The sequence below is a fragment of the Streptomyces sp. NPDC046557 genome (genome assembly GCF_040645975.1).
Classification (GTDB): domain Bacteria; phylum Actinomycetota; class Actinomycetes; order Streptomycetales; family Streptomycetaceae; genus Streptomyces.
In genome coordinates this window covers 76,809-89,591 of the sequence record NZ_JBEYZH010000020.1, presented here as the reverse complement: position 1 = coordinate 89,591, position 12,783 = coordinate 76,809, and the positions used below count along the sequence as shown (strand labels likewise).

General features: G+C 72.4%; 10 protein-coding genes and 1 pseudogene. 6 read left to right on the top strand and 5 right to left on the bottom strand.

Annotated features, from left to right (window positions below):
- Positions 1-127 precede the first annotated feature (127 nt).
- Positions 128-946 (bottom strand): arginase family protein, encoded by an 819-nt coding sequence (locus ABZ934_RS26290; protein ID WP_361317760.1) that lies wholly within the window; start codon positions 944-946, stop codon positions 128-130.
- The gene (locus ABZ934_RS26285; RefSeq protein WP_361317757.1) at positions 943-1,713 is read right to left on the bottom strand and encodes a YqcI/YcgG family protein; all 771 of its coding nucleotides are present in this window, start codon (positions 1,711-1,713) and stop codon (positions 943-945) included. The genes ABZ934_RS26290 and ABZ934_RS26285 overlap by 4 nt, the downstream gene beginning before the upstream one ends.
- A 316-nt stretch (positions 1,714-2,029) precedes the next feature.
- Between ABZ934_RS26285 and ABZ934_RS26280 the strand changes: the two genes are divergently transcribed.
- Positions 2,030-2,980 (top strand): UbiA family prenyltransferase, encoded by a 951-nt coding sequence (locus ABZ934_RS26280; protein WP_361317802.1) that lies wholly within the window; start codon positions 2,030-2,032, stop codon positions 2,978-2,980.
- A gap of 106 nt (positions 2,981-3,086) precedes the next feature.
- On the opposite strand, the gene ABZ934_RS26275 is transcribed toward ABZ934_RS26280, so the two are convergent.
- The gene (locus ABZ934_RS26275; RefSeq protein ID WP_361317755.1) at positions 3,087-3,791 is read right to left on the bottom strand and encodes a LuxR C-terminal-related transcriptional regulator; all 705 of its coding nucleotides are present in this window, start codon (positions 3,789-3,791) and stop codon (positions 3,087-3,089) included.
- 366 nt (positions 3,792-4,157) lie between these two features.
- Between ABZ934_RS26275 and ABZ934_RS26270 the strand changes: the two genes are divergently transcribed.
- Both ABZ934_RS26270 and ABZ934_RS26265 read left to right on the top strand, forming a co-directional pair.
- Positions 4,158-5,420, top strand: coding sequence for a serine hydrolase domain-containing protein (locus tag ABZ934_RS26270; RefSeq protein ID WP_361317753.1), 1,263 nt, complete (start codon positions 4,158-4,160; stop codon positions 5,418-5,420).
- 53 nt (positions 5,421-5,473) lie between these two features.
- On the top strand, positions 5,474-5,992 hold the full coding sequence (locus ABZ934_RS26265) for a GNAT family N-acetyltransferase (protein ID WP_361317750.1): 519 nt from the start codon (positions 5,474-5,476) through the stop codon (positions 5,990-5,992).
- A gap of 103 nt (positions 5,993-6,095) precedes the next feature.
- Here ABZ934_RS26265 and ABZ934_RS26260 read toward each other — a convergent pair whose 3' ends face one another.
- On the bottom strand, positions 6,096-7,775 hold the full coding sequence (locus tag ABZ934_RS26260) for a bifunctional 3'-5' exonuclease/DNA polymerase (RefSeq protein WP_361317747.1): 1,680 nt from the start codon (positions 7,773-7,775) through the stop codon (positions 6,096-6,098).
- 206 nt (positions 7,776-7,981) lie between these two features.
- On the opposite strand from ABZ934_RS26260, the gene ABZ934_RS26255 reads away from it, so the two are divergent.
- The 3 genes and pseudogenes from ABZ934_RS26255 to ABZ934_RS26245 all read left to right on the top strand — a co-directional run bounded on the left by ABZ934_RS26255 (position 7,982) and on the right by ABZ934_RS26245 (position 11,738).
- Positions 7,982-9,154, top strand: a complete 1,173-nt coding sequence (locus tag ABZ934_RS26255; protein WP_361317744.1) for a DUF2786 domain-containing protein — start codon at positions 7,982-7,984, stop codon at positions 9,152-9,154.
- 146 nt (positions 9,155-9,300) lie between these two features.
- A pseudogene (locus tag ABZ934_RS26250) lies at positions 9,301-11,343 on the top strand (FUSC family protein); the annotation flags it as partial.
- Positions 11,344-11,492: 149 nt separating this feature from the next.
- Complete coding sequence (locus ABZ934_RS26245; RefSeq protein ID WP_190185982.1) at positions 11,493-11,738, top strand: DUF397 domain-containing protein; 246 nt, start codon at positions 11,493-11,495, stop codon at positions 11,736-11,738.
- 191 nt (positions 11,739-11,929) lie between these two features.
- Here ABZ934_RS26245 and ABZ934_RS26240 read toward each other — a convergent pair whose 3' ends face one another.
- Complete coding sequence (locus tag ABZ934_RS26240) at positions 11,930-12,418, bottom strand: ATP-binding protein (protein ID WP_361317741.1); 489 nt, start codon at positions 12,416-12,418, stop codon at positions 11,930-11,932.
- Between the last annotated feature and the right edge of the window lie 365 nt (positions 12,419-12,783).

Below are 12,783 nucleotides of genomic sequence, written 5' to 3'. Positions count from 1 at the left end.
GGGGATCGGTGGAGTGGGGGTCCGGTGGGGCGGCGGCGGGTTCGACGGGGCGGGTTCGACGGGGCGGGCCGGCCGCAGGGGTCCGGCGACCGGCCGCGCCCGTCGTGCGCGTTCCGAAGGAGACGGCCTACGCGGCCGGGGTCTTCTCGAAGGCCGGGGCGACCATGTCGAGGATCGTTTCGACCGCCCGCGCGCTGAGTTCGTCGTCCAAGGGGGCGTTGAACTCTGCCAGTTCGACCCCGCGGAGCTGCTCGGTCGGAATCGCGTCGAAGATCGCCCGGATCTGCTCGGGGAGCAGGCCGTCCGGCACCGTGTAGTCGGCCGGCACGTGTCCCGGTTCGAGTACGTCCCAGTCGATGTGCACCCACACCGGGGAGTCGCCGATGGCGGCCAGGATGTTCTCCGCCGTGGTCTGCGCCGGGGGGATGAGCCGGACGCCGTGCTTCGCGATCAGCTCGGCCTCGGCCTCGTCGATGTCTCGGGAGCCGACCAGGACGGCCCGGTCGGGGCGCAGGCCGGAGCCGTGGCCGCTGTCCCAGAGTCCACACGCGCCGGCGAGGACCATGCCGCCCAGGTAGCCGGTGCCCGTCGTCTCGGGTGTGTTGAAGTCGCCGTGTCCGTCGATGTAGAGCACCACGGCGTCCGGGTGTTCCTCGGCCACCACCGGCAGGGTGCCGAGGCTCGCCGAGCAGGTGTTGGAGATCATGACCGTCCGGCTGCCGTTCGCGATGCTGTCGGTGACCGCTCGGCGCAGCCCCGTCAATGTCTCCCGGGCCTGCGGAAGGCTGACGCTCCAGTCGTCGTCGGCGGGGGGCGCGGGCTCGCCGATGAAGCGGGCGGTGAGTCCGTAGCGCTCCTCCAGGGCCCGCGCGATGCGGGCGGCGCCCTCGATCATCCGGGGCTCCCGGTCGGCCACCCGACCCTGGGACACGATGAGCTCGATCATTTGGTCAGAATCTCCTGTTCGTTTTCACAAGCCGGTTGGGGCAGGAAAGGGCAGATTCCCTTTCGCTCGGCGTTCTCCTCGATGAGTCCGTACTGGAGCCATTCGAGTGCTCCGACGCCGTAGGAACCCAATTGCGGCGAGTGCTTCATTCCGTCGTAGCGGTGTATTCGGTCGCGGATGTTCGCACGGACCTTCCGGCCGCTCGGCGTCTCGCCGGCGAACGCGTCGAACCGTTCCCGCGGATTGATGACGATGGCGAAATGCTCGCCGAGATTTCTGCTGCGTCGGTTCCGGTGTGCGGGATTGCTCATGTTGCAGAACAACGGCATTCCGTTGAAGCACATGGACCAGGATGCGGAATCCGGGTCCTGCCCTACGTCGGCCGGCCAGGGCGCGGGATCGAGGTGGTGCAGTTCCTGCAGCACCCGCCAGCCGAAGGCGTGGTACTCCTCGACGGTGCGCGCGGTGACGGCGTCCTTCGAGAACAGCACGAGCAGCGGATACGCGGTGTCGAGCTGTCCGTCCCAGTCGCGGGAGAGCTCGACGTACTCGGTGAGGGCGTCCGCCAGGTGCCGGAAGCCCTCACTGTCGGCGCTCTCCACGAAGGCGAACCTCAGGAGGTGCTTGCGGAACGCGTTCCGGGAGAAGACGCAGGGGAAGTCCGGACCGGCGAGCCGTGATGCGATCTCGTCGAAGGCGGCGCGGTGCCATCCTCCTCCGCCTTCGAGGACTTGCGTCTGGGAGATCAGCTTCGTGGTCTGCTGCAACCTTTCCACCTGAGCATCCATTTCTACGGGCCCTGCCGTTTCGAATGAGGGGGGGTGAGAGGGTCGGTGCCCATTTCCGGGGGCGTACCGCGCACGCCGGCACATTCGCGGAGGCAGAGATTCCGGTGCGGGTGTCGGTCATATCCCCACCGTGGCCTCCGGATTCGTGTCACCGGGCTCCGCGGCATCGCCATCGTGTCGCAGGAATTCTGGATTCCGCAACGCCTTGCCACCAAGGGCTCAGTGGGGGTGTACTCCGTGTACGCCGATGGTTGTATGGCGATGCGCCGGAGACCATTCCTAGGCTGCGGCCGTGATGAATTCTGCCGCTTACCTGAGCGTCCCCGTCTCGGCTCGTATGACAGGGCTCCGACGGCATACCGCGGCACAGACGGCGCGTCTGTGCTGGGCCGAGGCACGCCCGTCGGTACAGCTCGTCTTCCTGCTGCGGTTCGCGGTCGGGACGGTGTCCGCCCCGGGGCTGCCGCAGGCCGCGGGCCGGATCGTGCTCGGTATGGCGGCCTGGTGGTGCGCCGTGGCCTGCGCGTACCTGCTCAACGGGGTCACGGACGTCCGCGAGGACCGCGCGAACGGCTCCCGGCGGCCGATCGCCCGGGGCGACCTCCCGGTCCGGACCGCTGCGGTGGTCACGGCCCTGCTGGCCGTCGCCGCACTGGTCCTCGGGGGCCTCGCCGGGGCCGGGGTGCTCGGGTGGGTGGTGGGTTTCCTGCTGCTCGGCTGGGCGTACTCGGCCTCCCCGGTGCGGGCGAAGGAGTCGAGCGGGCTCTGCGCGGTGGTGGTGTTCGGCCTCGGCGCGACCTCGTACGCGGCCGGGGTCGCGGCGGCCGGCTCCGGGTGGACCGCGACCGGAGCGGTGTTCGGCTGCGTGATGGCGGCCTGGATGGCGCTGGTCGGCTCCGTGGTCAAGGACCTGGGCGATGTCGGCGGGGACGCGGCCGGGGGGCGGCGTACGGTGGCGGTCGTCCGGGGGGTGGCGGCGGCGCGGGTCTTGGCCGTGGCGGGTGCCGTACTGGTCGCAGCGGCCGGCACCGCGGCGGCCGCGGTGTGGGCCCCGCTCGCGCTCGTGGGGACGGCGCCCGTGGCGGCCGGGGCGGTGTGGGTCGTGTTCCGCGTGGTGTGGGACGGCCGGCGGGAGAGCGCCGACCGCGAGCAACGGCGCGGTGCCTACCGGGCGTTCATGGTGACGCAGTACATCGCGAACCTGCTGGTGCTGGCCGCGTTCGGCGCCGCGCTCTCCGCCGGGTGAGCCGCGGGCGCGCGTGAGCCACGACCGGGTGTGTTGTGGCTGAGTGCGCCCGGGGCGGGTGTGCTGTGAACGGGGGCGCGCTGCGACCTGTTGCGCTTCCGCACGGTCAACCCTGGCCCGGGAACGCCTTGTTCAGCGCCTGCACCCGGGAGCCGGCGCCAAGCTTGCGGTAGGCGTTGTGCAGATGGCGCTTGACGGTCGCCTCGCTGATCTCGAACCGGCGGCCGATGAGCCGGTTCGTCAGTCCCGCGCGGACCGCCTCCAGGATCTGACGCTCCCGCAGCGTCAGCAAGTCGAGGACCTGCGCGTCCGTTACGTCCGTCGATACGTCGGAACCCCGATCGGGCGCAGCAGCCTCCGGGGCGGACGGCCGCTGGGCCTCCTCATAGCCCCGGATCCCCTGGTACAGCCGGCTCCCGGCAGCGGCCCGGAAGGCGGTGCTCACCGTCTGCGCCGCCGTGTGCCGCTGCTCGGCCTCCACCAGGCCGACGGCTTCCCCGACGGCGAGCTGCATGGACTGCCAGAGGACCTCCGCCGCCCGCACCGACTCGGACACCGGCACCTGCTGCACGACGCGGTGGGCTCCGAGCAGCCGGGAGTACTCGCGGACCCCCGGGGGCTCCGCGTGCTCGCCGGCCTCCAGGGCCTGCGCGCACTCGGACACGATGTTCTCCGCCTGATGGCGGCACTGCCGCCAGATGTCCTCGCGGGACACCAGTGGGCTGCCGAGTCGTCCCAGCGCCGTCCGGTACGCCTCGATGATCTCGGGTGTGGCAGCACGGAGCTGCTGGGCAGCCGCCTGATGACCCACTGGTGTCTCCTTCCGGCCACGAAGCGTCGTGGCCGCCCGTCCCGGTGACGCTCTGGCGTGTGATGGCGTGGGGCAAGCTAACATCCGATCGGTGCACCGGAAAGAGAAGATCCACTTGGTGGGACCGGGGATCACCGCGCGTAGTCGTCCCTGGCTGTGGTGCCGGGGGTGAGTCGCCCCTACTTCTTCGAGCCGGCCGCACAACGGCCCTTCGCCGGCCGACCGTTCGCGGGTTCGACCGATGGTCTGCGCCATGTCGGGCGCGGCCGGACCCGCGAACCGGTGGCTGGTTCCGGTCGCCGTGGCAGGGGTGGCGGGCTAGGTTGGGTTGGTGGTGCTCGGGGGTCTCGTGGTAGGAGGCCAGGCATGACGAAACGGTGGCGCGGTGCGGCGGTCGGGGCGGCCGCGGTGGGGCTCGTGGTGGTACCGCTCGGAGTGAGCGCCGGATACGCCTGGGATACGGCTGCTTCCCCGGCCTCCCCCGCTTCCCCCGCTTCCGTGACGCGTACGACGGCCCAGCCGTCGCCCTCGGCGTCCCCGGCGTCCGACGAATTCGCCCGGCTGACCCCGGCCGTGATGCGGCAGTTGGACGAGGCCGTCCAGAAGGTGATGAAGGAAGCCAAGGTCCCTGGGGTGATCGTCTCCCTCTCCGCGCCCGGCAAGGGCACCTACGAGCGCGCCTTCGGCGTGGCCGACAAGGCGACGGGCGCCCCGATGGGACCGAACCTGAACATGAGGATCGGCAGCGAGACGAAGACGTTCACGGTCACCGCCCTGTTGAAGCTGGTCGACGAGGGCAAGGTCGGCCTCGACGACCCCATCGACAAGTACGTCTCCGGGGTTCCCAACGGCCACCGGATCACCCTGCGTCAACTCGCCGAGATGCGCAGCGGCCTGTTCAACTACTCGGCGGACCCCGGCTTCTACAAGGCGCTGACCGGCAACCCCCGGCGGGTGTTCACCCCGCAGGAGCTGCTGGCGTACTCCTTCAAGCATCCGGTGATGTTCGCGCCGGGAGCGCAGTTCTTCTACTGCAACACCAATCTGATCCTGCTCGGGTTGGTGATCGAGAAGGTCAGCGGGGACAAGCTCTCCGACTACGTCCGACACAACGTGATCGAACCCGCCGGGCTGCACCACACCCTGTTCCCCACCGGAGCGGAGTTCCCGAACCCGCACGCCCAGGGCTACACCAACCAGACGGCCTCCGGGAAGACGCAGGACGCGGCGGACTGGAACCCGTCCTGGGGTTGGGCCGCCGGGGCGATGATCTCCGACCGTGATGACCTGAGGACATGGGCGAAGGTGCTGGCCACCGGCACCCTGCTGACGCCGCAGACCCAGGCCCAGCGGTTGAAGGTCCTGAACGCGGAGAACATCCCGGACTCCGGTTACGGGCTCGGCATCTTCAACGTCGAAGGGTGGATCGGGCACAACGGCTCGCTGCCCGGCTACGAGTCCCTCACCATCTACCTGCCCGGCCCGCAGGCCACTCTGGTGGTGCTCCTCAACACCGACATCACCTACCAGGGTTCCGAGCCCAGCACCCTGTTCGGGCAGGCGATCACCAAGACGGTGACGCCGGAGCACGTCTTCGACCTGCCCGCCCAGCCCGTGACCGGCCACTGAATCCGCTTCCGCTCAACCGCTTCCCGTGAGTCCCCTCCCGCACAATGGGCCGCATGGACGATGAGACGGTGGGACGGACGGACGAGCGGGACGAGCGGGACGAGGGGGACGAGGGGGACGAGCGGGTGCGGTTGCGGGTGGCCGGAACGGCGGACGTCGAAGTGGCCGCGGAGCTGTTCCGCGGCTACCTCGACTTCTACGAGGTGAAGGTCGACGACCCCGGCGCCCCGGGCGCCTTCCTCGCCGAACGAATCCGGGGCGACGAGTCGCTGGTCCTGCTGGCCGACGTCCCGGAGGTCGGAACGGTCGGCTTCGCCCAGGTCTACCGGACCTTCGCGTCACTGCTGCTGCGGCCCATGTGGATCCTCAGCGACCTGTACGTGGCCCCCTCGGGCCGTCGTACCGGCGCGGGCCGGGCCCTGCTGCGCGAGGTGCTGCGCCGGGCGGCGGAGGCCGGGGTCGCGGGCGTCCAGTTGGAGACGGCCTACGACAACCACATCGCGCAGGGGTTGTACGAGTCGGAGGGGTTCGTCCGGGAGGGGTACCACATCTACTTCCACGACCTCGGCTGAGAGCCGCGTCGGGTCGTGACGAACCGCCTGTGAACCAGGCCTGTTTCACGTGAAACAGGCGGAGCCCTCAGGAAGACGGCGACCGCCCGGACGACCGTCGGGCTCACTTCGCGTCGGCGTAGCACTCCACGACGGCCGTGCTGAACGGGAACCGGACCGGGGTGTCGCCGAAGGTGATGCGGCCGGCCAGATCACCGGCGGCGCGGATGGCGTGTGCGACGGCCTCGGCCTCCTCTGCGGGGCAGTGCACGATCACCTCGTCGTGCTGGAAGAAGACAAGCTCGGCCCGGAGCCCCGCGGCGGCGAGGGACTGCCGCAGCGCGGCGAGCATCAGCAACGCCCAGTCGGCGGCGCTGCCCTGCACGACGAAGTTGCGGGTGAAGCGGCCTCGGGCGCGGGTGTCGGTCGAGGCGTAGCCGGGGGTCCAGGCGCCGTCCTCCCGGTCCTGCGGGATGCCGGCCTCGCCGTCGTCCTCGGGGGAGCCGGCCGGGGGCGGGCAGGTCCGGCCGAGCCAGGTGCGCACCAGTCGACCCTCCTCACCCGCCTTCGCGGCGTCGTCCACGTACGCCACGGCGAGGGGGAACCGGCGGCGGAGCGCGGCCAGGTTCTTGAGGCCGTCTCCGGAGGTCTGTCCGTAGACGGCGCCGAGTACGGCCAGCTTGGCCTTGTCCCGGTCGCCGGAGAAGCCCTGGCGGGAGATGGCGGTGTAGAGGTCCTCCGGGCGGCCGGCCACCTCCATGAACGCAGGGTCGCGGGAGATCGCGGCGAGTACCCGGGGTTCCATCTGGTCGGCGTCGGCGACGACGAGCCGCCAGCCGGGGTCGGCGACGACGGCCCGGCGGATCACCTTGGGGATCTGCAGGGCGCCGCCGCCGTTGGTCACCCAGCGGCCCGTCAGGGTGCCGCCGGGGATGAACTCGGGCCGGAAGCGGCCGTCGTGGACCCAGTCCCCGAGCCAGGACCAGCCGTGCGCGGTGTAGATCCGGTACAGCTTCTTGAACTCGATGAGCGGGGCCACGGCCGGGTGGTCGAGGCCCTGGATCTCCCAGCGGCGGGTGGACTTGAGCCTGATTCCGGCCTCGGCGAAAGCCTTGACGACATCGGCGGGCAGCTCGGGGTGCACACGGCGGCCGAACGCGGTGGAGATCTTGTCGGCCAGCTCTGCGAGGCGCCGGGGTTGGCCGCTGCCGGCGTAGCGCTCGCCGAGCAGTTCGGTGAGCAGGGCCCGGTGTACGTCGGCCCGCCAGGGCAGTCCGGCCACGTGCATCTCGGCGGCGACGAGGAACGCGGCGGACTCGGCGGCGGTGAGCAGGCGCGTGCGGTCGGGGTGGGCGGTGGTGTCGTGGCGTCGCGCCTGGTCGGCGTGGACGGCGATGAGGGCGTCCAGGGGGACGGGGGCGGGGCGCGGATCGAAGAGGGAGTCCTGCGTTCCGGGTTCCGCGGCGCGGGTCGGGGGGTCGGGCGGGACCGGCAACCCGCTCAGTCGGGCCCAGGCGGCCGCGGCGGAGCGGGGTTCGCCGAAGCGGCCCTCGTGGCGGAGGAGCAGCTGTTCGGCGTCCTCGACGTCGTAGCACCGCTCGACCCGTACACCGGCGGTGAGGAGGCGCGGGTAGACGGCGGTGGTCGACTGCCAGACCCACCGGGTGTCCTCGGGCGCGGCGCGTACCGCCTCGGCGGGGTCGCGCACGCGCAGTGGCGGGGGTCTGGTGGGGGTCAGGGGGGCGGCGTACCACCAGCCGTCGGCGTCCTCGGCGAGGGCCCAGCGGGGGGTGTGCGCGGTCATGAGTGCGAGTGTCCCACCGGGGGGTGACAGTGGCGCTGCGCTGCGGCGGCGTAGCGCTGCCCCGGCTGCGCCGGGCTTTCGGGGCTCCGCCCCGGACCCCGCGCCTCAATCGCCGGCGGGGCTGGGTTTCCAAGCCTCGGCGGGGGCGGGGGCGGGTTGGCAGGGGTCGGGGGGAAGGGGGTTGGGGGGCGTGCCAGGCTGAAGGGGTGAAAGACATCGTCGACCGCGCCTGCGGAGCCGCTCTCTATGCCCAGGACGACGCCGCGCTGGATACCGGGGCCTCGTTGCTCGCCGCCGACGGCGCCCGCTGGAGCGGGGTCGTGGCGGAGTTGGTGGCGCGGGGGGAGTCGTACGTACGGCAGGCGTGGGAGCGGGGTTGGCGGCCGGCGGACGTCCTCCGGTTGGTCCGCCGGGAGCTGGAGGAGCGGCACGTGCGGATCACCGCCGACCTGATCGCGGCCGAGGCGCGCCGGTACGCCCGGCTGCCGGAGCGGTGGACGGACGCCGAGGTGTGGTGGTCGCAGGACGGCCGCTACGGCGACCGGCTGGCGCAGCGCGAGAAGACGGACCGATTCACGCTGGCGACGGCGGTGCTGGAGGTGTTCCGGCTGCTGATCCGGCTGCCGTCGATCGAACCCGTCGGCCCGCTCCCGGGCGATCCCACCGACCTCGCCGAGCACGTCCACATCGAGCCGCGCATGCTCGGCCGGATCCGTGCCCTGCTCGCCAAGGCCGAGGCCACCACCTACCCGGAGGAGGCGGAGGCGCTGAGCGCGAAGGCCCAGGAGCTGATGGCCCGGCACACCGTCGACGAGGCCCTGCTCGCCGCCGCCGGCGGGGGCGGGGGCCCGGCCCGGACGCCCGGCGCCTGCCGGATCGGCGTCGAGCCGCCGTACGAGGAGGCCAAGGCGGTCCTGCTCGACGCGGTGGCCACCGCCAACCGCTGCCGCGCCGTGTGGAACAGCGGCTTCTTCTTCTCGACGGTGGTCGGCTTCGAGAGCGACCTGGAGGCGGTGGAACTGCTGTACACCTCGCTGCTCGTGCAGGGCACGGCGGCGATGACCCGCGCCGAGGCCGCGCAGCGCTCCGGCGGCCGCAAGCGCACCAAGACCTTCCGGCAGTCCTTCCTGCTCGCCTACGCCAGCCGGCTCGGCCACCGTCTCGCCGAGACGGCCGAGCACACCGCCTCCGAGGCGCCCGCGAACCTGCCCGCCCTCGTCGCCCGCGACGTCGCCGTCACCTCCCGGGCCGAGGAGATGTTCCCGAAGACCACGACCACCCGCTTGCGCGGCGCCACCGACCACGCGGGCTGGGAGGACGGCACGGCCGCCGCCGACCGCGCCCACGTGGCCGGGCGCCGACACCCCCTCCCCGGCTGAGCCGACGCCTCCCCCGCCTCCCCCGCCCCCCTGCACCCGCCCCCTGCCCCTGCCCCCGCCCCCCTGCCTCTGCCCCCGCCCCCCAGCCCCGCTGACGCCCGCGCCGCGAGCCCGTCGGCCGCGCCGGTCCCGTTACGCTCGCTCTCATGAGCTGGTTCCGGGCGCTGAAGGACACCGCCCGGGCCGGCATGAAGGTCGAGCGGGCCCGGCTGGAGCCCCTCGTCGCCGTCCGCGCGGCGGTCGGGCTGGCGATCGTCATCGGTGTCGGGCTGGCCCTGCTCGGGCCGGGCGCCGCCGCCAGTTCCGCCTTCGGGGCGTTCACGGCCGCCATCGCCACTTTGCAGCAGAGCTGGCGTCCGCACCCGGTACTGGCCCTGGCCTCCGGGCTGACCCTGGCCGTGTCGACCTTCGTCGGCTACCTCGTCGGCTCCCGCGACACCCTCGCGTTCCTGGCCCTTCTCGCCGTCTGGACCTTCGCCGCGGGCATGCTGTGGGCGGCCGGCCCCACCGCCGGGATCATCGCCTCGGGCAACGTCGCGATCATGCTGGTCACCGTCACCCTGCCGACGTCCGTCCCGCAGGCGGCCGGACACGCCGCCATGATCGCCGCCGGCGGTGTCGTGCAGGCGCTGCTCATCGTCCTGTTCCCGGTCCGTCGCTGGGGCGCCCATCGCGACGCCCTCGCCGACGCGCTGGCCGCCGAGGCCGACTACGCCCGCCGGCTGCGCCGCGACCCCCTCGCCTCCTTCGACCCGCAGCCCCTGATGAAGGCGCGGGACGCCGCCACCGTCACCGTCCGCCAGGCCCGCCGGCGGCCCGCCGAGCTGCACGGGGCGCGGGGTCTCGCGGAGCGGATCCGTCCGGTGTTGGCCTCGCTGGCCGACCCGGTGGTCGGGGCCCCTGCCGAAGGCCCGGCGCGGGAGCGGGTGTCCGAGCTGCTCGCCGCCGCCGGGGCGGTCCTCGACGCCGCCGCCCGGGCGATCCGGCATGGGGAGCCGGTCCGGATCCCCGCGCCCTCCCTGGCCGTGATGAAGTCCCCGGACCAGGGCGACCTGCTCCGGGGCGCCCCGTTGCGCGCCGCGCGCCGACTGACCGCGCTGCTGGACGACGTACTGGAGACCGCCGAGCCCGGGTCCGGCCGGACCGCCGACCCGGGCGCCGCGATGCTGCGGCCCACGCTGCCCGCGCTGGTGCCGCTGGTGGCGAAGGCGGTACGGGCCGAGCTGCGTTCCGGGTCACCGGTGCTGCGGCATGCCCTGCGGGTCACGGCCGTCGCCTGTGCGGGTTACGCCATCGGCCGGGCGCTGCCCTTCGGGCACGGCTACTGGGCGCCGATGGCCTCCGTGATGGTGATGCGCCCCGACTTCTCCCAGACGTGGTCCCGGGCGGTGGCCCGCTTCGGCGGCACCCTCGTCGGGGTGTCCGTCGCCACCGCCGCCGTGCGGCTCGCACAGCCGGGGATGTACCTCTCCGGACTGCTGGCCGTGCTCTGTGCGGGCCTGATGTACGCGCTGATGCGCACCGGTTACGTGGTGGGCCAGGCGTGTGTCTCCGCCTACGTGGTGTTCCTCCTCGGCATGGGCGGGCTGCGCTGGGACCAGACCGTGCCCGACCGGGTCACCCTCACCCTCGTCGGCGGGGCCCTGGCGATGGCCGGGTACGCCCTCTACCCGGCCTGGGAGACCCCCCGGCTGCGCACCCGCCTCGCCGACTGGCTGGCGGCCGTCGGGCGGTACGCGCAGGCGGTGCTCACCCAGTACGCCGGTCCGGGCGACGCGCGGCGCGAGGACGTCCGGCGGGCGCTGCTGGCCACCCGGGACGCGCGGATCGCCTGGCAGGAGGCGCTCGGTCGGGCGGCGGGCGAGCCGGTGCGCCACCGGGGGCTGTCCCGCGCGGCGGCCGACGGCGCGGCGGACGCCCTGGCCGCGCTGGGCCGGGCCGTCATGCTGCTGGAGGCGCACATCCCGGACCGGGACCACGCCCCCGTCCCGGGCGCGGCCGCGTTGGCGGCGGCGGTCCGCGCCGACACCGAGGCGGGCGCGAAAGCGGTGCGGGAACGGCGGATGCCGGCGTGGGAGGAGGTGCGTGGCGTCCTCGCCGATCCCGGGTGGGAGGCCCAGGAGTCGGGGGTGCTGCGGGCGGCGGCTCGACACGTGCTGGAGGCACTGGAGGAGCTCTCCGAAGCGCTGCGTCCCTGATCAGCGGGGGTGCGGGGGCAGGGTCCGGCTGACGGGTGATCACAACGGCACCCTCCGTGCACGTGCATCTGCCCATGCAGCAGTGCTTGAACAGAGCTATGATCCGGTGCAGTTGACATCTGCACTATCGGGGGCTTCCTGTGGACCACGCGTACAACGGGATGGCAGCTGCAGAACTCACTTCCCTGTTTGGGCTGACCTGGCAGAAAAGCAGACACAGCAATTCGCAAGGTTCCTGTGTCGAGTTCGCCAAACTGCCGGGCGGCGACGTCGCGATGCGCAACTCGCGCTTCCCGGACGGCCCGGCGCTCATCTACACGCCGGCCGAGATAGTGGCGCTGCTGCTGGGCGTCAAGGACGGCGAGTTCGATCATCTGGTCATCTGACCCGTCGATCGTCCGGAACCAGGCACAGCGCCATATCCAGCCATGCACGTGCACCGGCCGGGACTGATCGCAGAGATCAGTCCCGGCCGGCGGGCGTGCTCCGGTCGGTGCGCTCGGCCGGCGTGTTCGGGTCGGTGCGGTCGGCATCGGCGGCGCGCACCCGCCGTCACGACCTCCCCTGCGGCGGCGCCTCAGTCGTGCAGCAGGAACAGCGCCCAGACGACCTTGCCGGTCAGCCGCCCCGCCAGCGGGTGCCAACCCCAGCTGTCGCTGTACGAGTCCACCAGGAACAGCCCGCGCCCGGACTCCAGGTCGCAGTTCTCGTCGGTCCGCTCGGGCGAGAAGGCGCCGCCGGGCCGGTCCTCGCTGGGGTCCCGCACCGCGCACACCAGCCGGGTGCTCCACCGCATCAGGTGCAGCCGTACCGGAACGTCCGGGTCCGGGAGCGTTGCCCGGGCGTCGTCGGGCAGGGCATGGCGCAACGCGTTGGTGACGAGTTCGGATACCACCAGCGACACGTCGTCGAAGCGTTGGTCCAGGCCCCACCGGGACAGCGTCGAGCGGGTGAACGAGCGCGCTCCGCGCACCGCTTCGAAGCGGGCGGGCAGGGCGCAGGAAGCGGACCCCGAGACGGCCGTGGGGTCGACCGGGGGCAGCCCCTGCCGTAACGGCTCGAGCATGGTCGATCCATTCGTCCCCATGCGAGGCACTCCCGGGATTCGCGGACGGAGCGGCGTCTCCGGCCAGAAAGAACTGCGGGGTGGGTCCGGCGCCGGCGCGAAGTGCACGCAGGTGCGCGGGGACCATCGTTCCGAATGCCGAAGCCGGATGCAAGGGCAGATGCACGTGCACGCGCCGAACCTGTCCCGTCCGTGATGGTTCTTGCTCATTTCTTCCTACGCATACTGGCGGACTTCTTTTCCGGGGCGCCGGATTCCGTTACAGAACGAGTACGGGTGGGTGCGTTTTGGTGGCAGACTGCGGCCCCTGGGGTTCGGGGGCCCCGGCGACGCAGCACGCAGACGACAGCGCTGACCACGCGCAC

Coding starts and splice junctions, on each gene's coding strand:
- ABZ934_RS26260 (WP_361317747.1), bottom strand. CDS start 7,775: ATGACCGCGCACACCCCCCGCTGGGCCCTCGCCGAGGACGCCGACGGC.
- ABZ934_RS26240 (WP_361317741.1), bottom strand. CDS start 12,418: ATGCTCGAGCCGTTACGGCAGGGGCTGCCCCCGGTCGACCCCACGGCC.
- ABZ934_RS26290 (WP_361317760.1), bottom strand. CDS start 946: ATGATCGAGCTCATCGTGTCCCAGGGTCGGGTGGCCGACCGGGAGCCC.
- ABZ934_RS26265 (WP_361317750.1), top strand. CDS start 5,474: ATGGACGATGAGACGGTGGGACGGACGGACGAGCGGGACGAGCGGGAC.
- ABZ934_RS26280 (WP_361317802.1), top strand. CDS start 2,030: ATGAATTCTGCCGCTTACCTGAGCGTCCCCGTCTCGGCTCGTATGACA.
- ABZ934_RS26270 (WP_361317753.1), top strand. CDS start 4,158: ATGACGAAACGGTGGCGCGGTGCGGCGGTCGGGGCGGCCGCGGTGGGG.